Annotated in this window: 18 protein-coding genes; 7 read left to right on the top strand and 11 right to left on the bottom strand. The window is 70.8% G+C overall.

Going from position 1 to position 23,022, the window contains the following annotated elements; all coding sequences use genetic code 11:
• Positions 1–6: 6 nt before the first annotated feature.
• The 3 genes from ACFSE6_RS11890 to dnaB all read right to left on the bottom strand — a co-directional run bounded on the left by ACFSE6_RS11890 (position 7) and on the right by dnaB (position 2,199).
• Complete coding sequence (locus tag ACFSE6_RS11890; protein ID WP_388007039.1) at positions 7–399, bottom strand: tyrosine-protein phosphatase; 393 nt, start codon at positions 397–399, stop codon at positions 7–9.
• Entirely contained in the window at positions 392–520 is a 129-nt protein-coding gene (locus tag ACFSE6_RS11885; RefSeq protein WP_388007037.1) for a hypothetical protein, read from the bottom strand. Before ACFSE6_RS11885 ends, ACFSE6_RS11890 begins: the two co-directional genes overlap by 8 nt.
• 317 nt (positions 521–837) lie before the next feature.
• Entirely contained in the window at positions 838–2,199 is a 1,362-nt protein-coding gene (dnaB, locus tag ACFSE6_RS11880; RefSeq protein ID WP_388007034.1) for a replicative DNA helicase, read from the bottom strand.
• 301 nt (positions 2,200–2,500) lie between these two features.
• Here dnaB and ACFSE6_RS11875 point away from each other — a divergent pair, with 301 nt between their 5' ends.
• A complete protein-coding gene (locus ACFSE6_RS11875) occupies positions 2,501–3,871 on the top strand; it encodes an MATE family efflux transporter (RefSeq protein ID WP_388007031.1) in 1,371 nt (456 codons plus the stop codon).
• Positions 3,872–4,106: 235 nt separating this feature from the next.
• On the opposite strand, the gene rplI is transcribed toward ACFSE6_RS11875, so the two are convergent.
• The 7 genes from rplI to ACFSE6_RS11840 form a co-directional block, all read right to left on the bottom strand.
• Entirely contained in the window at positions 4,107–4,562 is a 456-nt protein-coding gene (gene rplI / locus ACFSE6_RS11870) for a 50S ribosomal protein L9 (protein WP_388007028.1), read from the bottom strand.
• A 17-nt stretch (positions 4,563–4,579) separates the two neighbouring features.
• On the bottom strand, positions 4,580–4,816 hold the full coding sequence (gene rpsR, locus ACFSE6_RS11865; RefSeq protein WP_388007025.1) for a 30S ribosomal protein S18: 237 nt from the start codon (positions 4,814–4,816) through the stop codon (positions 4,580–4,582).
• 59 nt (positions 4,817–4,875) lie between these two features.
• Entirely contained in the window at positions 4,876–5,418 is a 543-nt protein-coding gene (locus tag ACFSE6_RS11860; RefSeq protein WP_388007022.1) for a single-stranded DNA-binding protein, read from the bottom strand.
• Positions 5,419–5,461: 43 nt separating this feature from the next.
• Positions 5,462–5,752, bottom strand: a complete 291-nt coding sequence (gene rpsF / locus ACFSE6_RS11855) for a 30S ribosomal protein S6 (protein WP_388007019.1) — start codon at positions 5,750–5,752, stop codon at positions 5,462–5,464.
• A 262-nt stretch (positions 5,753–6,014) separates the two neighbouring features.
• The gene (locus ACFSE6_RS11850; protein WP_388007016.1) at positions 6,015–8,303 is read right to left on the bottom strand and encodes a transglycosylase domain-containing protein; all 2,289 of its coding nucleotides are present in this window, start codon (positions 8,301–8,303) and stop codon (positions 6,015–6,017) included.
• Between the two features lie 182 nt (positions 8,304–8,485).
• A complete protein-coding gene (locus tag ACFSE6_RS11845; protein ID WP_388007013.1) occupies positions 8,486–9,157 on the bottom strand; it encodes a nucleotidyltransferase family protein in 672 nt (223 codons plus the stop codon).
• 8 nt (positions 9,158–9,165) lie between these two features.
• Positions 9,166–10,551 (bottom strand): 8-oxoguanine deaminase, encoded by a 1,386-nt coding sequence (locus tag ACFSE6_RS11840; RefSeq protein ID WP_388007010.1) that lies wholly within the window; start codon positions 10,549–10,551, stop codon positions 9,166–9,168.
• A gap of 176 nt (positions 10,552–10,727) precedes the next feature.
• Here ACFSE6_RS11840 and ACFSE6_RS11835 point away from each other — a divergent pair, with 176 nt between their 5' ends.
• From ACFSE6_RS11835 to ACFSE6_RS11825, 3 genes are all read left to right on the top strand, one after another.
• Positions 10,728–11,372 (top strand): PadR family transcriptional regulator, encoded by a 645-nt coding sequence (locus ACFSE6_RS11835; protein ID WP_388007007.1) that lies wholly within the window; start codon positions 10,728–10,730, stop codon positions 11,370–11,372.
• A complete protein-coding gene (locus tag ACFSE6_RS11830; RefSeq protein ID WP_388007004.1) occupies positions 11,369–12,460 on the top strand; it encodes an inositol-3-phosphate synthase in 1,092 nt (363 codons plus the stop codon). The genes ACFSE6_RS11835 and ACFSE6_RS11830 overlap by 4 nt, the downstream gene beginning before the upstream one ends.
• A 226-nt stretch (positions 12,461–12,686) precedes the next feature.
• Positions 12,687–13,994: an MFS transporter gene (locus ACFSE6_RS11825; RefSeq protein ID WP_388007001.1), complete on the top strand. Its 1,308-nt coding sequence runs from the start codon at positions 12,687–12,689 to the stop codon at positions 13,992–13,994.
• Between the two features lie 183 nt (positions 13,995–14,177).
• Here ACFSE6_RS11825 and ACFSE6_RS11820 read toward each other — a convergent pair whose 3' ends face one another.
• Complete coding sequence (locus ACFSE6_RS11820; protein ID WP_465254146.1) at positions 14,178–15,695, bottom strand: CCA tRNA nucleotidyltransferase; 1,518 nt, start codon at positions 15,693–15,695, stop codon at positions 14,178–14,180.
• A 29-nt stretch (positions 15,696–15,724) separates the two neighbouring features.
• On the opposite strand from ACFSE6_RS11820, the gene ACFSE6_RS11815 reads away from it, so the two are divergent.
• The 3 genes from ACFSE6_RS11815 to ACFSE6_RS11805 are packed head-to-tail and all read left to right on the top strand — an operon-like array spanning position 15,725 to position 23,012.
• Positions 15,725–16,249 carry an NUDIX hydrolase gene (locus ACFSE6_RS11815; RefSeq protein ID WP_388006995.1) on the top strand — a complete coding sequence of 175 codons (525 nt, stop codon included), beginning with the start codon at positions 15,725–15,727 and terminating at the stop codon, positions 16,247–16,249.
• Entirely contained in the window at positions 16,246–18,564 is a 2,319-nt protein-coding gene (locus ACFSE6_RS11810; RefSeq protein ID WP_388006992.1) for a DUF6049 family protein, read from the top strand. Before ACFSE6_RS11815 ends, ACFSE6_RS11810 begins: the two co-directional genes overlap by 4 nt.
• The gene (locus ACFSE6_RS11805) at positions 18,561–23,012 is read left to right on the top strand and encodes a lipid II flippase MurJ (protein WP_388006989.1); all 4,452 of its coding nucleotides are present in this window, start codon (positions 18,561–18,563) and stop codon (positions 23,010–23,012) included. The genes ACFSE6_RS11810 and ACFSE6_RS11805 overlap by 4 nt, the downstream gene beginning before the upstream one ends.
• The last annotated feature ends 10 nt before the right edge of the window (positions 23,013–23,022 follow it).

The following is a 23,022-nucleotide window of genomic DNA, read 5'->3' as shown; positions in this document are numbered from 1 at the left end:
CCGGCGCTACCTCGCGATCGCCTCCAGCGCGCCACGGACATGGCCGGGAAGAATGCGCACGTTGTGCTGCCAGTACTCGGGCGAGTCGAGGATGGGCAGGCACGCGGCCCGGAACTCGGGATGGGTCTGGTCCTCCGTCGGTGCGAGCACGACGTCGACGTCGGGTGGCGCGTCACTGGCGTCGCCGTCGAGTGGCCCGACCTCCGCGGGGCTGCGCAGGTCGACGATCGACCGGATGCCCCACTCCGCGGCTGCCAGCCAGCCTTTCGTCGTGATGAGTTCCCGGCGTGCGCCGCGGGCCACCCGTCCTGCCACTGTCGCACCGGTCGGGGACAGTGGCGTCGGCAGGCCGCCCAGATCGCGGAGGTTTCGGCCGCCGTCCCAGTCGAGATCACGCATGGGATGACTCCAGCACGGCGGTGTCGTCCGCGGCGCCGGTGGCCCACTGGTAATAGAGCGACGAAACGCCGTCGGCCTCGAGCCGTGCCCATCGACGGAAGAAGTCAGCCGTGGTGCTCACCACTGCAACGTAGTCAGCGCGTCTGGCTCAGGCGTGCCCAAGCGGCTCGGGCAAGAGTCCCAGGGCAATGCTCAGCGGTGCGCTGCGGCTCCGGGCTGCCGCCGGGCAGGTCCAACAGTCCGCGGTAGCGCCCACGCGACTTGCGGACGACGACGACACGGCCGCTCTCGTCCCGCCACAGCCCGTAGATACCCCGGTGCTCCACGGACGCCATCATCCACGACCAGCAACTAGGTGAGCACGGGTAAAGGGGCTGCCATGCAAGATGCGAGCGCCGATCGTGCAGAATTCGCTGCAAATCGACAAGGGAAGCGCGGCTACCGCGCCATGTCGACGAACCGCGAGTAGTGGCCCTGGAACGCCACGACGATGGTGTCGGTAGGGCCGTTGCGGTGCTTGGCCACGATGACGTCGGCCTCACCTGCTCGCGGTGACTCGCGCTCGTACGCGTCCTCGCGGTGCAGCAGCATCACGACGTCGGCATCCTGTTCGAGGCTGCCGCTTTCGCGAAGGTCGCTCATCATCGGCTTCTTGTCCGTACGGGTCTCCGGGCCACGGTTGAGCTGCGCGACCGCGATGACCGGGACCTCGATCTCCTTCGCAAGCAGCTTCAGCGCACGCGAGAACTCGGAGACCTCCTGCTGCCGGGACTCGACCCTCTTCCCTGACGTCATGAGCTGCAGGTAGTCGACGACGACGAGTTTGAGGTCGTGCTTCTGCTTGAGCCGGCGGCACTTCGCCCGGATCTCCATCAGCGACATGTTCGGGCTGTCGTCGATGAACAGCGGCGCGTCGGAGACCTTGCTCATGGCCGTGGCCATGCGGGTCCAGTCCTCCTCGCGCATGGTGCCCTTGCGCATGTTTTGCAGGGGCACCTGCGCCTCGGCGGACAGCAGCCGCATCGTGATCTCGGTGCGCCCCATCTCGAGGGAGAAGATGACCGACGTCAAACCGTTCTTGATCGACGCCGCGCGGCACACGTCCAAGGCGAACGTTGACTTCCCCATGGCCGGCCTCGCCGCCACGATGATCATCTGCCCGGGGTGCAGACCGTTGGTCAACCCGTCGAGGTCCGCGAAGCCGGTGGGCACGCCGACCATCGCCTCACCGCGATCGGCGGCCGCCTCGATCTCCTCCATGGTGGGGTTGATGGCGTCCCGCAGCGGGACGTAGTCCTCGGAGGTGCGGCGCTCGGTGACCGAGTACACCTCGGCCTGTGCGTTGTCCACGAGGTCGTCGACGTCGCCGCCCTCGGTGGAGTAGCCGAGCTGGACGATTCTCGTGCCCGCCTCGACCAGGCGCCGCAGCACCGCCTGTTCCCGAACGATGCGCGCGTAGTAGCCGGCGTTGGCCGCCGTCGGCACCGAGGAGATGAGGGTGTGCAGGTACGGCGCTCCGCCCACGCGGCCCATCTCGCCGCGCTTGGTCAGCTCGGCGGCGACGGTGACCGCATCGGCAGGCTCGCCGCGACCGTAGAGGTCGATGATCGCTTCGTAGATCAGTTCGTGCGAGGGGCGGTAGAAGTCGTTCGCCCGCAGTTCCTCGACCACGTCGGCGATGGCGTCCTTCGAGAGCAGCATGCCGCCCAGCACGCTCTGCTCCGCCGCGACGTCCTGCGGCGGGGTCCGGTCGAACCCCTCGCGGCCGTCGGTCGCGGTGCGCTCCTCAGCGATCGTCAACTGCTCCGCACCCCCTGTCAGCCCACAACGTCCACCCAGATCTATCGGTCGCCACCCACACCGAGCTCCGGCTGCCCCATCGTGCGACCTCGCGAGACTAGGTTGTCGAGCTCCCGAGATCGAACTGGGGATGTGCACGCAGCACCCCTATCCTGTGGACGCCCTGTGGACCCTGCCCACCCTGATGTGCACAGGCTGGGGACAACCTTGTGGGTACGACGGGTGGGATTCCGCCTGACCCCGCGAAACGGCGTCCCCAACCCTGTGCACAGACTGTGGAAGGAAAGAGGAACGCACATCGGTGGACGACACGCCCGGCACCAGTGACAACCCTGAACCTGAGGTTCACCGGCTCCGCGGACGCGCCCTGGATCGGCAGATCCTCGCTCTCGCGATCCCGGCCCTCGGCGCCCTCGTCGCCGAACCGCTCTTCGTTCTCGCCGACTCCGCCATGGTCGGCCACCTCGGCACCGCCCAGCTCGCCGGGCTCTCGCTGTCCTCGACGATCCTGACCACCGCCGTCGGGGTTTTCATCTTCCTCGCCTACGCCACCACAGCCGCCACCGCCCGACGCGTCGGCGCCGGAGACCGCTCGGGCGCCGTCTCCGCCGGCATCGACGGCATGTGGCTGGCCCTGCTGCTCGGCGTCGGCACCGCCGCCGTCCTCATGGTGGCGGCCCCGTCCCTGGTCTCCGGCGCCCCTGCCGACGTCGTTCCCCACGCCGTCGCGTATCTGCGCTGGTCGGCCCCGGGCCTGCCGGGCATGCTGCTCGTCCTGGCGGCCACCGGGACGCTCCGCGGGCTGCTGGACACCCGCACACCGTTCGTCGTCGCCGTAGCCGGTGCGCTCGGCAACGTGGGCCTCAACGCCCTGTTCATCTACGGCGTCGGGATGGGCGTGGCCGGCTCCGGCCTGGGCACGGCACTCACCCAGACGGCGATGGCCGTGGTGCTCGTCGCGGTGATCCTGCGCCGTGCCCGAGGCATGGACGTGGCCTTCGCGCCGCATGGTGCCGGCATCTGGGCCTCCGCTCGCGCCGGCCTCCCGCTGCTGATCCGCACGCTCACGCTGCGCGCCGCGATCGTGGTCACCATCGCGGTGGCCACCTCGCTCGGCGCCGTCACTCTCGCCTCGCACCAGGTGGTCAACGCCATGTGGGGCCTGTCGGCGTTCGCGCTCGATGCCTTGGCCATCGCCGCGCAGGCCATGGTCGGCCAGTCGCTCGGCGCAGGTGACCCCGGCGCCGTCCGGGCCCTGCTGCGGCGCTGCCTACAGTGGGGCGTCGCAGCCGGGGTACTCATCGGCGTCGTGTTCGCCGCCGCCGGGTGGTGGCTCGCGCCGCTGTTCACCGGTGACCCCGAGGTCCGGCTCGCGGCCGCCGTCGGCCTGGCCGTGATCGGAGCCTGCATGCCGATCGCCGGGTGGGTCTTCGTGCTCGACGGCGTCCTCATCGGTGCCGGCGACGGGACCTATCTGGCCTGGGCGGGCGTCATCACCCTCGTGGCCTACCTGCCCATGGCGTGGGCGGTGCACGCCTTCGCCGGCGACGGCGCAGCCGGTCTGGCGTGGCTGTGGGCGGCCTTCGGCGGCGGATTCATGCTCGCGCGGGCGGTCACCACCGGCGTCCGTGCCCGCGGCACGAGGTGGATGGTGCTCGGCGCGGAGCGTTGAGCGGCGCTGCGTCGGAGATTCCGCGCACGAGCCGAACGAAGTTGCGGAAATCGTCGAAAAACGCGCGGATCCTGCAACCTCGATCGCGACGGGGCCGCGAGCGCCCTCCCAACGTGCCCGGACGAGCGAAACGGCCCGGCCCCCGCAGGGACCGGGCCGTGCTTGCTGCTTCGGCCGGCACCAGGCGCCGACCCGCGGCTCGCGTGTCCGGCCGTCAGCCGGCGCTGACCAGGCGTCAGGCCTTGGCCGGGACGACGTGGATGTCGACCGTGGCGCGGACGTCGGCGTGCAGGCGCACGTACGCCCGGTGCTCGCCGACCGACTTGATCGGGTCCGGAACCTCGATCCGGCGCCGGTCGATCGCCGGCCCACCGCCCGCCTTGACGGCCTCGGCGATCTCCTTGGCCGTCACGGCACCGAAGAGACGGCCGGACTCGCCGGCGCGCTCGCTCACGGTGACCGGCGCGGCCTGCAGCCGGTCACGGACGTGCTGGGCCTCCTCGAGCGTCGCGATCTCGCGCGAGCGGCGGGCCGCCTGGATCTCGTCGACCTGCTTCTGCCCGCCCTTGGTCCACTTCGTGGCCAGGCCACGCGGCACGAGGTAGTTCCGGGCGTACCCGTCCTTGACCTCGACCACGTCACCGGCGGCACCGAGACCCGAGACCTCCTGGGTGAGGATCAGCTTTGCCATCGCGAAACTCCCCTCCCTCAGCGAGCCGAGCTCGAGTACGGCAGCAGAGCCATCTCGCGGGCGTTCTTGACGGCCTTGGCGATGAGGCGCTGCTCCTGGACGGAGACACCGGTCACGCGACGCGCGCGGATCTTGCCGCGGTCGGAGATGAACTTCCGAAGCAGCGTGGTGTCCTTGTAGTCGACCCGGTCGATCTTGGCCGACTTCAGCGGGTTTGCCTTCTTCTTGGGCTTGCGAAGAACGGGCTTCGCCATGGTTGATGCTCCTCGATGTGCAGGTGACGGCGAGGCCGCCACTCAGGTCCTGTTGGTCGTTAGAAGGGGGGCTCGTCGTTGAACGCGCTCGAGCCGCCCGTGGCCCACGGGTCGTCGGCCTGGCCGCCGCCCGGGGCGTTGTAGCCCCCGGCCTGCTGCGGCTGCTGGCCGCCGTATCCGCCGACCTGCTGGCCGCCGAAACCACCCTGGTTGCCGCCGCCGAAGCCGCCACCGCCCCGCTGGGACTTGGTGACCTTGGCGGTCGCGTAGCGCATGGAGGGACCGACCTCGTCGACCTGCATCTCGACCACCGTGCGGCGCTCACCCTCGCGGGTCTCGAACGAGCGCTGGACGAGCCGGCCCTGGACGATGACGCGCGTGCCCTTGGTCAGCGACTCCGCGACGTTCTCCGCGGCCTCACGCCAGACCGAGCAGCGCAGGAACAGGGTCTCCCCGTCCTTCCACTCGTTCGCCTGGCGGTCGAAGGTGCGCGGCGTCGACGCCACGGTGAAGCTGGCCACGGCCGCACCCGACGGGGTGAAACGCAGCTCCGGGTCCGCCGTCAGGTTCCCGACGACGGTGATGACGGTCTCGCCTGCCATGCGTGTGCTCCCTGGGTTGAAGGTTGCTCGGCGAGCGCTCGGCTCAGCGAGCGTCCGGGCGGATGAGCTTGGTGCGCAGGACGGCCTCGTTCAGACCGAGCTGGCGGTCGAGCTCCTTGGCGACATCCGGCGTCGTCGTCATGTCGATGACCGCGTAGATGCCCTCGGAGCGCTTGTTGATGTCGTAGGCCAGCCGACGCTTGCCCCAGATGTCGACGTTGTCGACGGTGCCGTCGTTGTTCTTGACCACCGAGAGAAGCTTGTCGAGCGACGGGGCGACCGTCCGCTCGTCGACCTCCGGGTCGAGGATGATCATCAGTTCGTACTGACGCATGCTTGTACCCCACCTCCTCTGGACTGTGCGGTCACGGTCTCTCCGTGACAGGAGGGTTGCAGCGTGCTGCGGCCCACCCGCCGGGCGAGGGGGCCAGCGGACAAGCCTACCGTAGGCCCGCCCGCCCACGGCGAGCGAGCCTCGTCACACATCTGTGGACACCGGCGCAGCTCCGGACCGCCGACCGCGGCACGTCCTACGCGCCGCGCCTGTTCCTCCTGGCGCTCGCCGTAGGAACTGCCGCCGTCGATGAGGGCGTCAGTCAGCCGCCGTCGGAGTCGTCACCGCCGAGGAGATCGTCGAACGGGCCTCGAGAACCACCGCGACCGGTTCCCGAGTCGGTCGGGCCCTGGGTCGGCTCCTGCGTGGGCTCGGGCTCCGGGGTCGTCGGCGACTCCGTCGGCGTGTCCGTGGGTTCGTCGGTGGGCTCGCTCGGCTCCTCGGTGGGCTCCTCGGTGGTCGGCTCCTCCGTCGTCGGCTCCTCGGAGGTCTCCTCCTCCAGGGTGGGTTCCTCCGTCGTCTCCTCCTCGGTGGGCTCCTCCGGCGCCTCGGGCTGCTCGGTCACCGGCGGCGGCGTGTAGACCGGCTCCGAGCGCGGGGGGAACTCCTCGATCGGCATGCCCTCGGTGGCCACCGCCATGTAGTCGCGCCACACCTGGGTCGGGAAGGTGCTGCCGGAGATGATCGACTGGCCGCCGAACCCGGAGAGCACCTCCTCCGAACCGTCCTCGCCGGTCTGGAACATCGCGACCGTCGTCGACAACTGCGGGACGAAGCCCGAGAACCAGGCCGATCGGTAGGCGTTGGACGAGCCGGTCTTCCCGGCGGCCGGGCGGCCGATCTCGCTCGCAGTGACGCCGGTGCCTCGCTCAACCACCTGCTGCATGGCATAGGTGGCGTCGGCCATGACGTCCTGGTCGAAGACTCGTTCGCCCTCGGTGTCCGGCTGATAGATCGTGTTGCCGTCCGCGTCGCGCACCTCGCCGAGGATGTGCGTGTCGTGGCGCACCCCCTGGGAGGCGAAGGTCGCGTAGGCGGTCGCCAGGTCGATCGGGCGGGGTGAGGCCGGCCCGAGCACGTTCGACGGCGTCGCGACCAGACCCGGCGTGTCCTCGGGCAGGCCGGCACGGGTGGCGACGTCGACCGTGTTCTCCGGACCGACCTCGACGTTCATCTGCGCGTACACGGTGTTGACCGAGTTGACCGTGGCTTCGGTGACGTCGATGTAGCCGCGGTTGACCGGGGAGTCGAAGTTCTCGACCGCGAAGTCGTAGCCTTCGATCTCCATCGGCGAATAGCTCGGGAACGTCGAGTCCAGCGTCAGGCCGTTCTCCAGCGCCGCCACGAGGGTGAACGGCTTGAACGTCGACCCACCCTGGGCGCGCGACTGCGTCGCGTCGTTCTGCCCCTGCTCGACGAAGTCCGGACCGCCGTAGAGCGCGACCACCCCGCCGTTGCGCGGATCGATCGAGACGAGCGCGACGTGGTTGTTCTCCGGCCGGTCCTCCGGGAGGTTGTCCACGGCTTGGACCGCGGCCTCCTGGCTGCGCTCGTCGATCGTGGTGACGATGTCGAGGCCGCGGGTGTCGATCTCCTCCTCGCTCATCCCGGCCTCGTTGACGAGCTCGTTGCGCACCATCTGCAGCAGATAGCCGTTGGGGCCGCCGTAGATGTTCTCCTCGTTGGGAGCGATCGTCTCCGGGAACTCGGCGGCCTCACGGTCGGCCTGGCTGAGCCAGCCGTCCTCGACCATGAGGTTGAGCACCCGGTTCCACCGCTGCTCGGCGGCCTCGGGATCGTTGGCGGGATCCCATGCCGAGGGTGCCGGGATGACACCGGCCAGCAGCGCCGACTCCGAGACGTTCAGCTCGGACGCCGACTTGCCGAAGTACTCCTGCGCCGCGACCTCGATGCCGTAGGCCCCGCGGCCGAAGTAGATGGTGTTGAGGTAGTTCTGGAGGATCTCCTCCTTGGTCTGCGACTGATCGGTCTTGAGCGCGAGGATCGTCTCGCGGAACTTGCCGATGTAGCTCGTCGTGGTCTCGCCGACGTAGTAACGCTCCACGTACTGCTGGGTCAGGGTCGAGCCGCCCTGTGTGGGCAGACCACGCACGTTGTTCCACAGGGCACGCACCAGGCCCCGGGCATCCACACCCGGGTTCTCGTAGAAGCTGCCGTCCTCGGAGGCGACGACGGCGTGCGCCACGTGCTCCGGCAGACTGTCGAGCGGCACCGCCTGGCGGTCGACCTCGGCGAAGCTGCCCATCTCGGTCTCGCCGTCGGCGTAGTAGACGGTGGTCGACTCGGCCAGCGCGAAGTCGTCGGGCTCGGGCACATCGATCGTCGCGTACGCGAGCGCGAACGCGCCGGCGCCGAGCGCGACCACGGTGAGGAAAGCGCCGAGGACGAACCGCCACCCGGGCAGCCATCGCATGACGGGTCCCTTGCCGCGGCGGGGGTAGTTGAGGACGCGCCGCTTCGACGTCGAGCCCGAGCGGCGCCCGCCGGACCCCGCGTTGCGGGGTCGGTGATGTGCTGGTGTGCGTGCCACGCGATTCTCAACCTTTCACGGTGCCGGACACCCGTCTGGAACGAATGTGCGGCTTGAGGAGTGCCCGGACCGCTCGCCGGGGGCGCGGCCTGGTCGCCGCAGCCGGGACGCAACGTCCTCAGTATGCGCGAGAGGTCCGCGCTACGTCGTGGTGAGTGCTGCACCTCACGGCGTGCCGGAGATCACGCCGGGGTGTCGACGTCGTCCCCGCCGCCGAGGTCGGTGCAGTCCACCTCGACGACGCCGTGGCTGCGCAGGTAGGGCCGGGCGCCGACGTCGCCGTCGAGCTGGGCGCGCAGATCGGCCCAGTGGTCGCGGCCGATGAGCACCGGATGTCCCGGGCGCCCCGCGTAGACGGCCTGGCGCAAGACCGCCGAGCCGAGCCGGTCCGCCGGTCCGAGTCCGCCGCCCGGCCCCACCGACGCAGCCGGCCACGCCGACGCACCCGGTCCTGACGACTCCCCCGGTTCCGGCGCGGCTCCCAGCACGCGGCGCACGGCGTCGACGCGCAGCGCGGGCAGGTCCACCAGGGTGATAAGCGCCGCAACGGCGTCGGTAGACCCGGCCGCGGCGAGGCCGGCACGTAGCGAGGCGCCGATACCCTCGGCCCAGTCGGGAACCCGGACCTCCTGCGCCCCCGCCGGAAGCAGCGCCGAGGCCTCGTCCGCACCGGCGCCGAGCGTGACCCGGACCGGCCAGGCACCGGCTTCCTTCAAAACGGTGACGGCCCGGCGCAGCCACGGGACCCCGTCGTCGCCACGGACGAGCGCCTTCGGCCGGCCCATCCGCCGGCCGGCCCCGGCGGCCAGGACGATCCCGACGACGTCGGCGCCCGGCCGGCTCGCGGCTGTCATGTGTCCCGTTATACGCCCTGGATTCGTGCCGCCGCGGCGCGATGCCGGTGCAGCACGTCCTCCAGATCGGGCAGCTGGAGCTCACCGTCGGCCACCAGCGCACGGCCGGCCACGTAAGTGCGCCAGGCCCGAGACGGTCCGGATCGCAGCCATGCCTCGACCGGGTCGGTCAGGGCGCCCGCCTGAGCCACCGGGGAGCTGTCCCAGATCACAAGGTCGGCGCAGGCTCCTGGCCTCAGGTGGCCGAGCTCGTCCGCCCAACCGAGGGCGTGGGCGCTGCCGCGGGTTGCCATGTCGAGCGCGTCGCGGGCTGTCATCGCCGCCGGTCCGTGCCGATACTTGCCGAGAAGCATCGCGTTACGGGTCTCCTGCCACAGGTCGGCCGAGTCGGCCGAGGCCGAGCCGTCACACCCGATACCGACCGCCATGCCGAGTGAACGCAGCCGTACAGTGTCGGCACTGCCACCGGCAAGGATCATGTTCGAACTCGGACACTGCGTGACACTCACGCCCGCGGCGGCCAGCCGACGATTCTCCTCGTCCGAGCCGTAGACATAGTGCGCCACCCAGGTCCGCGGACTCGCCCAGCCGACCCGTTCGAAATACTCGACCGGGCGGCAGCCGTAGACCTCGATCGCGTAGTCGTCCTCGTCGGTGTCCTCGGCAAGATGGGTGTGCAGGCGCACGTCGTAGTGCTCGGCGAGATCGGCCGTAGCGCGCATGATCGGCTCGGACACCGCAAAAAGGGCGCACGGTGCGAGCGCCACACGGGTGAGCGCCCCGGGTGCCGGATCGTGGAAGGTTTCGATGACTCGCTGACTGTCCGCGAGGATCGCTTGCTCGTCCTGGACGACCTCACGCGGCGGGAGTCCGCCGTCGTCCACCGAGCGGGTCATGCTGCCGCGGTTCGCCATGAATCGGAACCCGATCTCCGTGGTGGCCGCGACCTGGGCGTCGATGAGGTGCGCCCGCGGATGGATGTACATGTGGTCCGACGACGTCGTGCACCCACCGAGAAGGAGTTCTGCCGCGGCAACGTAGGTCGCGAGATAGACGTCTTCCTCGTCGAGGGTGGCCCACAAGGGGTAGAGGGTCGTCAGCCATTCGAACAACGTGCCGTTCACCGCCGGGCGGTAGGCCCGAGTGAGGTTCTGGGTCATGTGGTGGTGCGCGTTGATCAGGCCCGGCGTGACGAGCCGCCCCCCGGCGTCGGTCCGGAGCGCGGCTGCCGGCCACGGATCCGACCGAGCGCCCACTGCGCGGATCCGGCCGTCGGATATGGCGACCCACCCGTCTTCGAACTCCGTATCGCCGTCGACGGCGATGAATGCGCCGGTGATCAGTTCGTCGACTTCTGGCTCAGCCGTGCGGCGGATCGGTGCGGCCTCGGTCATGTCCGATCTCTCCGATTCTGCGTGTTGCTGAGGGACGAAATCCGGCGGATTCGGTGACCATCGTGCGCCCCGAGCGGGAACTGACGCAGCCAGTCAGCCGCCACGACAGCATCAGTTGTCGCTTCAACGTATCGGCGCGATATATTGCAGCGAGTGTTGTCGGCGTCGGGAGGGTCATGAGCACACGTGCCCAGGTGCTCGAGCTGGCCATCCTCGGGCGGCTGCGGGACTCGCCGGTGCACGGCTATGAGCTGCGCAAGCACCTCAACGTCGCGCTCGGTGCGTTCCGCACGCTGTCCTACGGGTCGCTGTACCCGGCGCTGAAGTCGCTGACCTCACGCGGACTCATCTCCTCGGCGCCGTCCGCGTCGGGCCGAGGTGGCCGTCGCGCCCGGATCGTTTATCAGCTCACCGACGCCGGCCACGAGTATCTGGACTCCGTCCTGTCCTCCGCCGAACCGACCGCCTGGGACGACGACGCGTTCGACGTGCGTTTCACGCTCTTCGGCAGCACTGACGCCCGCACCCGGCTGCGGATCCTCGAGGGCCGGCGTGCCCGGATGGTCGAGCGCCGGGAGCGTCTGCAGCAGTCCTTCCGGCGGACGTCGCGGCGCATGGACGCCTATACCGCCGAACTCGCCCGTCACGGGCTCGAGCAGGTCGACCGCGAGGTCGAGTGGCTCGAACGCGTCATCGACACCGAACGCGGCACGCGCGGTGCCTACGACTACTCCTCACCCCCGCCCACCGGGGGCACGACCACGAGCGGCGACGAGCACGGCGCCGCGACCGATCAGCCACGGAACAAGGAGCAAGCATGAGTGCCATCAAGGTCGCCATCGTCGGCGTGGGGAACTGCGCCTCCTCGTTGGTGCAGGGGGTCCACTTCTATTCCGGGGCGGACCCGGAGGAGACCGTGCCGGGACTGATGCATGTCCGCTTCGGTGACTACCACGTGGGCGACCTGCAGTTCGTGGCCGCGTTCGACGTCGACGGCAAGAAGGTGGGGCAGGACCTCTCGGAGGCGATCACGGCGTCGGAGAACAACACGATCAAGATCTGCGACGTGCCGCCGCTCGGAGTGCCGGTCCAGCGCGGCCACACGCTGGACGGCTTGGGGCGTTACTACCGGGAGACGATCGAGGAGTCGACCGCCGAGCCGGTGGACGTGGTCAAGGCGCTACGGGACGCCGAGGTCGACGTGCTGGTCTGCTACCTCCCGGTGGGGTCGGAGGACGCCGCGCGCTTCTACGCCCAGTGCGCGTTGGAGGCCGGCGTGGCGTTCGTCAACGCGCTGCCGGTGTTCATCGCCGGGACGAAGGAGTGGGCCGAGAAGTTCACCGCGGCCGGCGTCCCGATCGTCGGCGACGACATCAAGTCACAGGTGGGCGCGACGATCACCCACCGCGTGCTGGCCAAGCTGTTCGAGGACCGCGGCGTGGCCCTGGACCGGACGTACCAGCTCAACGTCGGCGGCAACATGGACTTCAAGAACATGCTCGAGCGGGACCGCTTGGAGTCGAAGAAGGTGTCCAAGACCCAGGCGGTGACCTCGAACGTGACCGGCTCGCTGGCGGGTCAGGTCGACAACCGGAACGTGCACATCGGGCCGTCGGACTACGTCGAGTGGCTCGACGACCGGAAGTGGGCGTACGTGCGCCTCGAGGGCCGGGCGTTCGGCGAGGCGCCGATCAACCTCGAGTACAAGCTGGAGGTCTGGGACTCCCCGAACTCCGCGGGCATCATCATCGACGCGATCCGCGCGGCCAAGATCGGCCTGGACCGCGGGATCGGCGGGCCGCTGCTCTCGGCGTCGAGCTATTTCATGAAGTCCCCGCCCGAGCAGCGCGCGGACGACCTGGCGCGCGAGAGCGTGGAGGCCTTCATCCGCGGTGACATGGAGCGGTGACGAGCACGGTTCTGGAGTCGCGGGTGAGGGACGAACCCGCGACTCCAGGGAGTGCGAGGAACGCGACGGTTCTGATGGAGCGGTGACGAGCACGCTGCGGCGGCCGGGGTGAGGAACGAACCCAGGCCGCCGCAAGTGCAGCAACACGACAGCGTGACGCGACCGACGGGCCGACCGGATAGCCTGCAGCGGTGCCATCCACGCTCCATGTCCTGAGCGCTGCCCGATGAGTGTCCTGTCCGACCTGCGCACTGTCGCGGTCAACCGAGGATTCCGGCGGCTGTTCGCGGTCCGCCTGGTGTCTCAGTGCGGGGACGGAGCATTCCAGGCGGGCCTGGCCACGCTGTTCTTCTTCAGCCCGGAGAACATGGCTACGGCGGGCTCGGTGGCGGCCGCGTTCGCCGTGCTGCTGCTGCCGTTCACGGTGGTGGGCCCGTTCGCGGGACCGTTGCTGGACCGGTGGCGCCGACGCCAAGTACTGCTGTACGGCAACGCGGTCCGCGTGCTGCTCGCCGTCGTGCTCGCCGTGCTCATGATGACCGACGGCGTCAGCGTCGCCGTCTACGTGCTCGCCCTGGTCACTCTCGGCATCAACCGGTTTCTGCTCGCGGCGCTGTCCGCGGCACTGCCGCGGGTGGTCCCCCGCGAACACCTGCTCATGGCCAACTCGATCACCCCGACGCTCGGTGCGGTCAGCGCCGCGGTGGGTGCGCTGATCGGGTTCGTCACCAGCTGGCTCACGCCGGAGGGGGCGGTCCGCAACGGGATCGTGCTCGTCATCGCCGGCGCACTGTTCGGCGGTGCGTCCGCTCTGGCGTTGCGCATGGGCCGGGATCAGCTCGGCCCGCGCGAGGCGGACGCCACCGTGGACCTGTGGGCCGAGGTCCGGGCCACCGCCGCGGACATGGTCGCCGGCGCCCGGTACCTGGTTGCGCGCCGAACGCCGGGGATGGGGCTGGCGGCCATGTCGCTGCACCGCTTCCTGTACGGGCTGAACTTCCTGGCGCTGCTGCTCATCTCCCGGAACCTGCTCGTCGACCCCACCGACGCCCAGGCGGGCCTGGCGATGTTCGGCACACTCACCGCCGTCTCCTTCGCCGGCAACGGCTTGGCCATCGTGCTGAGCCCCATCGCGCACGAGCGGATGCGGCCGGCGACCTGGGTGGTCGTCTGCCTCGCCCTGTCCGGCCTGAGCCAGGCGCTGCTGGCGACGACGCCGCAGCTGCCGGTGATCATGGCCGGCGCGGTGCTCATGGGGCTGGGTGTCCAGGGGGCCAAGATCGCCGTCGACACGATCGTCCAGCGCGACACGGACGACACCTTCCGTGGCCGCGCCTTCTCGCTCTACGACGTGCTCTACAACGCGGCATTCGTCGGGGCGGCCGCGTTGGCCGCCGTCGCCCTGCCGGACACGGGCTGGTCACGGGCGGTCTTCGTCGCCCTGACCGTCGCGTTCGTGCTCATCGCCGTCGCGTACCGGGTCGGCACGGTACGGGTGAACGACCGTCCGGCGCCGGTCCTCGCCCACGAGTGAGCCCCGAGCGGCCCCGGCACCACCAACCCCGAGCGCCCAACCCCGCGACTCGTCAATCATGTGCCGAATCGTCAACGGTGTGCCCACTCGTCAATCGTGTGCCGGTATCTCGACGTCAAGAGATGACAAGTCGGCACATGTTTGACAATTGGGCACGAAGGTGACGAGTCGCTGGGGGTGGGGTCAGGGGCGGGCGTTCCACCACGCGAGCAGCGCCTCGCGGGCGGCGTCCTCCCCGAGCGGTCCCTGCTCCATGCGCAGGTCGAGCAGGTACTGGTACGCCTCGCCGACCGCAGGGCCGGGCGCGAGGTCGAGGATCTCCATGATCTGGCGGCCGTCGAGATCGGGACGGATCTTGGCCAGCTCCTCCTCCTCACGCAGCCGGGCGATGCGCTCCTCGAGGTCGTCGTAGGCCGCGGACAGCCGCGCCGCCTTACGCCGATTCCTCGTGGTGCAATCGGCCCTGGTGAGACGGTGCAGCCGCTCGAGCAACGGCCCGGCGTCGGTGACGTACCGCCGCACCGCCGAGTCGGTCCACGAGCCGCCGCCGTAACCGTGGAACCGCAGGTGCAGTTCCACCAGCCGGCTCACGTCCTTGATGGTCTGCTTGTCGAAGCGCAGCGCCTTGAGCCGCTTCGACGTGAGCTTCGCGCCGACCACCTCGTGGTGGTGGAAGCTCACGCCTCCGCCCGGTTCGAACCGGCGGGTGGCCGGCTTCCCGACGTCGTGCATCACCGCGGCCAGCCGCAGCACGAGGTCCGGCGCAGGGACCGGACCGTCCGGCCCCGTCTCCAGCGCGACCGCCTGGTCCAGCACCGTGAGGGTGTGCTCGTAGACGTCCTTGTGCCGCCGGTGCTCGTCGACCGTCTCGCGCAGCCGGGAGAGTTCGGGAAGCACGACGTCGGCCACCCCGGTCTCCACCATGAGCTCGAGACCGCGGCGCGGCTGGGGCGAGATGAGCAGGCGTTCCAGCTCCGCGCGCACCCGCTCGGCCGAGACGATCTCCAGGCGGGGGGCCATCTCGCGCATGGCGCGCACCGCGTCCGGGTCCACGGAGAACCCCAGCTGGGCGGCGAACCGTGCCGCGCGCATGATCCGCAGCGGATCGTCGTCGAAGGATCGCACCGCCGTCCCCGGAGTGCGCAGCACCCGGTCCGCGAGCGCGCCGAGGCCGTCGTGCGGGTCGACGAAGGTCATCTCGGGCAGGCGGACGGCCATCGCGTTGACGGTGAAGTCGCGCCGGGACAGGTCGCCCTCGAGGGTGTCGCCGTACTCGACGGCAGGCTTGCGTGAGCCGATCTCGTAAGCCTCCGTGCGGTAGGTCGTCACCTCGACCACGAGGTCGCCGCGACGCGCTCCGACCGTGCCGAACTCCTTGCCGACGTCCCATGAGGAGTCCGCCCACGCGTCCAGCAACGTCGCCGTCTGCTCCGGGTGGGCGGACGTGGCGAAGTCCAGATCGTGGGAGACCGCCTCCAGGAAGGCGTCGCGCACCGGCCCTCCCACGAGGGCGAGCTCGTGGCCGGCGTCACGGAAGGCCTCGCCGAGCTCTCGCACGGCGGCGGGAAGGGCGGCGATCGAGGACAGAGCGCGCTTCTGAAGCGCCAGTCGGCGGTCGGTCGGGCTGGGCACCGACCAAGGGTGCCATGACCGCTCCGGCCGACACACACCCGGCAGGGGACGCGGGAGGCCTCGCCGCATCGGCGTGTCTTGCCAATTACAGTGGCCACATGCCTGCCGCCTTCCCCGTGCCGCGCCCCCGGGCTCCGCGGCCGTCGCGGAGCCGGGCGGCGAACACGCGGACCTCGACGTTGCCGGTGGTGGACGAGACCTCCGCCGGCGGCCTGGTCGTGGACGTGCAGGAGGGCCGCGCGTTCGCCGCGGTCATCGCGCGCCGTAACCGTGCCGGTCGGCTCGAGTGGTGCCTGCCGAAGGGACATCTCGAGGGCGAAGAGACGCCCGAGGAGGCGGCCGTCCGGGAGATCGCGGAGGAGACCGGAATCACGGGACAGATCCTGCGGCACCTGGCCACGATCGACTACTGGTTCGCCGGGACGGACAGACGCGTGCACAAGGTGGTGCACCACTATCTGCTGGAGGCGACCGGCGGCTCCCTCACCGTCGAGAACGACCCTGACCGGGAGGCGGAGGACGTCGCCTGGGTGGCGTTGTCCGAGGTGGCGCGACGGCTCGCCTACCCGAACGAACGCCGCGTGGTCGCGACGGCGCGGGACGTGCTGGCCGGTCGCGCATGAGGTGGCTGCGGGCGGTGCGGCGCCCGATGGCCGCGCTCGCGGTCGCCCTGGGTGTGGTCGGTGCCGGAACGATCGCCGCACCGGCCGCGGGCGCACCGGAGGACGTCGAGGGCGGTCTGACGGTCGAGATCACCGACATGGCACCGGCGGTCCTGCGGCCGGGTGAGCCGCTCACCGTCTCGGGCAGGGTCGTCAACGACGGCGGTCAGGACGTCGACGTCGCCGAGCTCCAGCTCAACATGCAGCGGTACGCCCCGATCTCGCGCATCGCGCTGCAACGCTGGATGGACCCCGACAGCTACGCCATCACCTCCACCCTGGCCGTCGACGACCTCGGTGAGATCCCGGCGGGCTCGTCCACGCAATTCTCCCTGGAGCTCCAGCCGGACGACCTCGGCATCCTCAACACCTCGTCCGGCTGGGGTCCGCACGGCGTCGAGGTGGCGGTCTCGGACGCGAGCGGTCAGACCACCATCTCGGGTGTCGACCGGAGCGTGGCGCTCTGGTACCCCGGCGAAGCGCGACAGGCGCAGCCCACCCGCGTCAGCGCCGTCGTGCCGGTGACCGCTTCGGCGACCGAGCGGGCCGCTGCCGGGGCCGATCCGGGCGACGACGCGGTTGCGCAAACCGCAGCGCCGCGTCTGCTCGAGCTGCTCGAGGCCATCGACGAGCCCGGGGTGACGGCCGCCGTCGACGGTGAGCTGTTCGCCGCGCCGGACGACCCGGCCGAGGACGCGACGGCCGACGAGGAGACCAGCGACGACGGGACGCCCGACGACCCGACCACCCGGTCCCCGGACGAGACCGGCACCGACGAAGAGACGACGCAGGACGAGGAGGCCACCGAGGACACGACGGACGCGGAGGAGACGCCGTCGGAGGAGGACACGGCGACGAACGAGCCCACGGACGGCGGCACTCTCGACGAGGAAAGCACCGACGAAGAAGGCACCGACGAAGAAGGCACCGACGAATCGGCCACGGACGCCGCCACGCTGCGCGAGGCCCTCGCCGCACTCGCTGCGCAGTCCGGCCGGGAGGTGGCGGTACTGCCGTGGGCCGATGCCGACATCGCCGCCCTCGCCCACCTCGGCGCCGGCCACCGCCTCGGCCGCGCCACCGAGAACGCGATCGCGGCAGCGGACGCGGCCGGCATCTCGGACGCCCAGCCGCTCGCCTGGCCGGCCACCCGCACACCGGACGTCGCAACCCTCGCCGCCGCCGCCCGGGCCGGCGCGACGACCGCCGTCGTCCCGGTCTCCGCCACGACACCGCTCGACGAGTTGACGTACACCCCGACCGGACGCGCCGACCTCGACGTCGGCCGGGACGGGTCCTTCCCGGCCGTGCTGACCGACGATGTCGCCTCCGCCATCCTCGCCGGACGGCTCCCCCCGGTCGACGACGGCGGTCAGACCCGCCGCCTCAACGCCCTGGACTCCCGCCAGCTCCTCCTCGCCGACACGGCCGTCATCACGCGGGAGCGGCCGAACGACCAGCGCGCCATCGCTCTCAATGCCTCCCGTAGTCCCCGGCTTGACGTCGACCGGCTCGGCGAGAACCTCGAGACCCTGCTGTCGGCCCCGTGGATCGAACCGGCCGGACTGAGCGAGATCCGTGAGATGGATGCGCCCGAACTGGACCGCGACACGCTGCCGGAACAGCGCGTCTCCGATCAGGAGCTTTCGGGCGACAACCTCGACGAGATGGACGATATCCGGGACCGGGCAGAGGCGTTCGCGGCCATCACCGACCCGTCCGAGGTCCTGCTCGAGCCGGTCGATCAGAACCTCTCCTCGCTGCTCTCGGCCGCGTGGCGGCGGGACACCGACGGTCGCGAATCATTGCTCTCGTCGGTCTCGGACCGGGTCGCGACCCTGGACGACCAGCTCGCGCCGTTGCAGTCCTCGTCCCTCAACGTCATCAACTACTCGGCGTCGATGCCGGTGCATATCCGCAACGACCTGCCGGTCGACGCCACCGTCAAGGTCCGGCTCGTCCCCTCCGACCAGCGTCTGCAGGCCGATGAGGAGGTCGAGGTGACCGTCCCCGCCGAGTCCCAGGGCACGGCACAGGTGCCGGTCCGAGCGGTGGGCAGCGGCAACGTCACCGTCGAGGTCCAGCTGCTCGGGGCGGACGGTCGCACCATCGGCACACCGAGCGATCTGCAGGTCCGGGTCCGCGCCGACTGGGAGAGCGTCGGCACGGCCGCCGTCGCGGGCCTGCTGGGAGTCATGCTGGTCGTCGGCCTCGTCCGGACGGTCCGGCGTGGCCGCCGCGCCGACCCCGCGACCGCGGAGGAGGTCGAGCCGTGAGCGCCGGGCCGGGGGCGGACCAGGACCAGGCCCCCGACCCCGCGGCGGGTCCGCGCCGGGGCGTGGCCGGCTCGTCGGCGCTGATGTTCGCCGGCACGCTGGTCTCCCGGGTCCTCGGCATGGTCAAGGCGCCGCTGCTCCTGGGTGCCGCCGTCGGGATCAACTACGGCGCCGCGAACGCGTTCGCGGTGGCCAACAAGCTCCCGAACCTCATCTACATGCTCATCGCGGGTGGGGTGCTCAACGCGATCCTCGTCCCGCAGATCGTGCGGGCGATCAAGAACGACGCCGACGGCGGACGAACCTACGTCAACCGGTTGCTGACCGTCGGCATGGCCGGCCTCGCGGTCGTCACCGTGGCGCTCACCCTGGCATCGCCGTTGCTGATCTCGCTGTATGCGGCCAATCTGCCACCGCAGTGGTACGACCTCGCGGTCACCTTCGGGTACTGGTGCATCCCGCAGCTGTTCTTCTACGGCACGTACACGCTGTTCGGGCAGGTGCTCAACGCCCGCAACGTCTTCGGGCCGTACATGTGGGCGCCGGCGCTGAACAATCTCGTCGCCATAGCCGGCCTGGCCGTCTACCTACTGGTCTTCGGCGGGACGGCGGCCGCAGGGGGCGACGACGCGAGCGTCTGGGGACTGAGCCGCACCGCACTGCTGGCCGGCACTGCGACGTTGGGAATCGTCGCGCAGGCGCTCGTGCTGCTCGTCCCGCTGTATCGGTCGGGCTTCCGGTACCGGCCGGTCTGGGGACTGCGCGGCTCGGGTCTGGGCAGCGCCAGCCGGATGGCGATGTGGGTCTTCGCGGCGCTGGCCGCGAACCAGGTGGCCTACGTCGTCATCTCGAACGCCGCCGCGTACGCCTTCCGCGCCGGGGACGGTGCGCGCGACGTGGCCGGCAACGGCGCCTACGACACCGCCTTTCTCATCTTCACCCTGCCGACCTCACTGGTGACCGTCTCGCTGGTCACGGCCTTGTTCACCCGGATGTCGGCGAGCGCAGCGGCCGCCGACCTGAGTGCGGTGCGCGCCGATTTGTCCAAGGGCCTGCGCACGGTGTCCGTGTTCACCGTCTTCGCCGCGGGCCTGCTCATGGTCCTGGCCCAGCCGGTGGTCCGGGTCGTGGCGGCGACCGTCTCGTTCGACGAGGTCCGTTCCATCGGCCACGTCGTCGTCGCGATGGTGCCCGGGCTGGTGGCGGTCGGCATCTTCACGATGTGCCAGCGGGTCTTCTACGCCTTCGAGGACGCCAAGGGCCTCTTCCGGCTCCAGATCCCGATGTTCGTCATCCTCGCCGTCGGCGCCGCGGTGTCCATGCTGCTGCCGGCGCAGTGGACGGTCGTGGGCATCGGCGTCGCGATGACGGTCTCGAACACGGTGGCCGCACTCCTCACCTTCCTCGGGCTGCGGCTACACCTGTACACCGTCGACGGTGCTCGCGTGCTGCGCACGCATCTGCGTCTCGTCCTCGCCCTCATTCCTGCGGCCGTCGCGGCCTGGGGGCTGCTGCACGTGCTCGGCACCGGTCCACAGATGGGGGTGCTCGGGGCGCTGTGGCGCATCGCCCTCGTCGGGACGGTCGCTGGACTGATCTATCTCGCGCTGCTCCGCGCGCTGCAGGTCGGCGAGCTGCAGCTCCTGGCCGCCCCGGCCGGAGCTGTGCTCGTCGGCGTCGGCAGCCGGATCCCCGGCAGCCCGGGAGGGGCCGTCGTGCGCGCGGGCCGGAAGCTCTCCCCGGCGAGCCCGCCGCCCCCCGACGACGGACCGGACGGTGACGGACCGGGCGCTGGCGGTCCGGACGGATCCGGCGCGGGCTCACCTCCGCCGCCGCCACCTCCGCCACCACCGGCGGAGACCGCCACCGACCCGGAGCGTGCCGACCTCACCCATGACGGTGCGACACCGCCGGCGACGACCCGCGCCACCAGCCCGGAAACCGCGCCTGCGCTGCGTACACTCGACAGCGATGGTGCTGGTGTGACGCATGAAGGGACGGGGGGGACGGCACTGAATCAGGGCACGGACGACGCCCACCCGGAGCGCTCCGTCCTCGGGGAACGCTATGAGCTCGGCGAGTCGCTCGAGACGACCGTCGGTGGCATAGAGAAACGTCGCGCCCGCGACCTCACGCTGGAGGCCGACGTCGACGTCCTGGTCCTACCGACCTCGGGGACGAAGGTCGCAGACGTGCTGGACGCGGCACGCCGCGCCTCGCTCGTCGACGACCACCGATTGGTCACCGTCCTGGACGTCGGCACCGACGAGTCGGCCTCCTACGTCGTCACCCGGACTGTCTCCGGCCCGGACCTGGGTACGCTGGCCGGCACCGCCGGACTCCCACCGGAACAGGCGCGTGCCGTGGTGGGAGAGACAACGGCGGCACTGCAGTCCGCCCGCCGCCACGGAGTACGTCACCTCGCGCTGCGCCCGGAATGTGTACACGTCACTCCGGATGGCGACGTCCTCGTCTCCGGTCTCGGCACCGACGCCGTCCTCCTCGGCGCCCCGGAGGAGTTCGCGGACTCCCCGCTCGAGGCCGACCACCGCGACGCCGCGGACATCGTGCGCCTGCTGTACCTGGCGCTGACCGGTCACCGCCCTACCGAGGACGCACCACGTCCCCGCGAGCTCCGCCCGGACACGCCAGGAGACCTCGACGACCTGTGCGCCCGGACCCTGGCGGGTGAGGGGCCACGGAGCACGGGTGAACTGCTGCGCCTCCTCGCGCCGTGGCCCGGCGTTGATCCGCAGGCGATGGCCGCCACCATCGTGCCGCGGGCCGGCACAGAGCCCGAGGAACCGGCATCCGAGACCGAGGCGGGCGAGCCCGACACCGGCCAGGAGGGTGCGGACACGGGCGACGCCGAGAACGTCGAGGATCCGGATGACGAGGCTCGCGCGGATGGCGCGGATGGCGCGGCTGCGGGCCTCGGAGCCGCCGCCGGCGGCGCGGCTGCGGCCGGGATCGGCCTCAGCCACGCCACACGCCCGAGCACCAGACCGACCTGGTCACCGGTGCGCGGCCGGGAGTCAGCGCCTCTTCGCACGTCCGCGGACGAGGCCGGACAGGCACCTCCACCGCCACCGCCTCCACCGCCGCCCGCCGACGACGTGTCGGGAGAGACGACGTCGGCCGGCGAGGCCGACACCGACGCCCCCGCTGACGCGCCGGCGTCCGAGGGCGCACCGGCGGACACGGACCAACCGGACCAGACGGCACAGCCCGAGCGCACGCTCCACCTGCCCGCCGGCGAGCGTCACCTCTCCACCGATGTCCCCGACTGGTCCGAGGTCGTCGGCCGTCTCGAGCTGCCGACCGACGCCCAGCTGGTCACCCCGGCGCGTACGATCTCCTGGTCCCCGCCCGGGCCGCCGGACACGTCCGCCCCGCCCGCGCCGTTCCCCGAGCTCGTCTCCTCCGCAGAAGCAGCTGGTGACGAGGCTGCCCATCCAGCCGGTCACGGACGCGGTGGGCAGGGCGCCGCCGCCGTCGCCGCCGCAGCGACCGCGGAGGCCCTGCGCAACGCCCTCGGCAAGGCTCGGGGCGGCGCGGAGCGCACTGCGGAACGCACACGGCAGGCGGCAGCCGCCGCCCGCAACTCGGCCGCGGCGCGGCGCACCGAACGCGAGCAGCCGGACGCACCTCCACCCGGACAGCCGGACCAGGCCACGGACCGGACCGGCTACGGCGCCGCAGCTGCTGCCGCCGCGCCCACCGCCGGTGGGACGCAGGCGCCGCCGCAGGACGGGGAGCCAGACCTGCTCTCCGAGATCGACGGGCCCGAGGTGCCGTTCGCAGAACGGCGCATGAACCCCACGCCCGTGGTGATCGTCGGCGTCGTCGCACTCGTCGTGATCCTCTTCCTCATTTCACTGCGGACCATCCTTGCGCCGCCGCCGCGCATCTCCCTGCCCGACAACGAGGTCACGCCGACGGCCGAGGAGACCACAGAGGAAGAGACCACCGAGGAGCCGACCGAGGAAGAGACGACGACGGAGGAGCCCACGGAGGAGGTCGAGCCGGTCATCGCCGATCTCGGCGTCCTCGATCCGGAGGGCGACGGTCAGGAGAACCCGGAGCTCACCCCGCGTGCGCTCGACGGCGACGCCGAGACGTTCTGGCGTTCGCGCTCCTATGTGGACCCCGAGTACGGCATGAAATCCGGCATCGGGCTCGCCGTCGACCTCGAGGAGACCTCGACCGTGCGGCGCGTGGAGATCGACCTCATGGGGCAGGGCGGCAACGTCGAGATCCGGGACACCTCCGCCGAGAACCCGACCGACGGCGAACCACTGGCCAGCGGGGAGATGGGGCCGGACAGCGTGTTCGAGTTCGACGAGCCGGTCCAGACGGACACCCTAGTGCTGTGGTTCACCCGGCTACCCGTGGCGGAGTCGGACGGCCTCAATCGCGTCGAGCTGGCCGAGCTGCGGGTGGGTTGAGGTCGGTTGA

Origin of the sequence: Georgenia deserti, from assembly GCF_042680605.1 — a bacterium.
Classification (GTDB): domain Bacteria; phylum Actinomycetota; class Actinomycetes; order Actinomycetales; family Actinomycetaceae; genus Allobogoriella; species Allobogoriella deserti.
Note: the sequence above shows the minus strand (reverse complement) of the source record. Positions and strands in the feature narration are given on the sequence as shown.

What these genes read in the sequence shown, in the direction of transcription:
- ACFSE6_RS11835 (WP_388007007.1), top strand. Translation starts at nt 10,728, where the DNA reads ATGAGCACACGTGCCCAGGTGCTCGAGCTGGCCATCCTCGGGCGGCTG.
- rpsF (WP_388007019.1), bottom strand. Translation starts at nt 5,752, where the DNA reads ATGCGTCAGTACGAACTGATGATCATCCTCGACCCGGAGGTCGACGAG.
- ACFSE6_RS11825 (WP_388007001.1), top strand. Translation starts at nt 12,687, where the DNA reads ATGAGTGTCCTGTCCGACCTGCGCACTGTCGCGGTCAACCGAGGATTC.
- ACFSE6_RS11890 (WP_388007039.1), bottom strand. Translation starts at nt 399, where the DNA reads ATGCGTGATCTCGACTGGGACGGCGGCCGAAACCTCCGCGATCTGGGC.
- ACFSE6_RS11845 (WP_388007013.1), bottom strand. Translation starts at nt 9,157, where the DNA reads ATGACAGCCGCGAGCCGGCCGGGCGCCGACGTCGTCGGGATCGTCCTG.
- ACFSE6_RS11860 (WP_388007022.1), bottom strand. Translation starts at nt 5,418, where the DNA reads ATGGCAGGCGAGACCGTCATCACCGTCGTCGGGAACCTGACGGCGGAC.
- ACFSE6_RS11820 (WP_465254146.1), bottom strand. Translation starts at nt 15,695, where the DNA reads ATGCGGCGAGGCCTCCCGCGTCCCCTGCCGGGTGTGTGTCGGCCGGAG.
- rpsR (WP_388007025.1), bottom strand. Translation starts at nt 4,816, where the DNA reads ATGGCGAAGCCCGTTCTTCGCAAGCCCAAGAAGAAGGCAAACCCGCTG.
- rplI (WP_388007028.1), bottom strand. Translation starts at nt 4,562, where the DNA reads ATGGCAAAGCTGATCCTCACCCAGGAGGTCTCGGGTCTCGGTGCCGCC.
- ACFSE6_RS11840 (WP_388007010.1), bottom strand. Translation starts at nt 10,551, where the DNA reads ATGACCGAGGCCGCACCGATCCGCCGCACGGCTGAGCCAGAAGTCGAC.
- ACFSE6_RS11815 (WP_388006995.1), top strand. Translation starts at nt 15,725, where the DNA reads ATGCCTGCCGCCTTCCCCGTGCCGCGCCCCCGGGCTCCGCGGCCGTCG.
- ACFSE6_RS11810 (WP_388006992.1), top strand. Translation starts at nt 16,246, where the DNA reads ATGAGGTGGCTGCGGGCGGTGCGGCGCCCGATGGCCGCGCTCGCGGTC.
- ACFSE6_RS11830 (WP_388007004.1), top strand. Translation starts at nt 11,369, where the DNA reads ATGAGTGCCATCAAGGTCGCCATCGTCGGCGTGGGGAACTGCGCCTCC.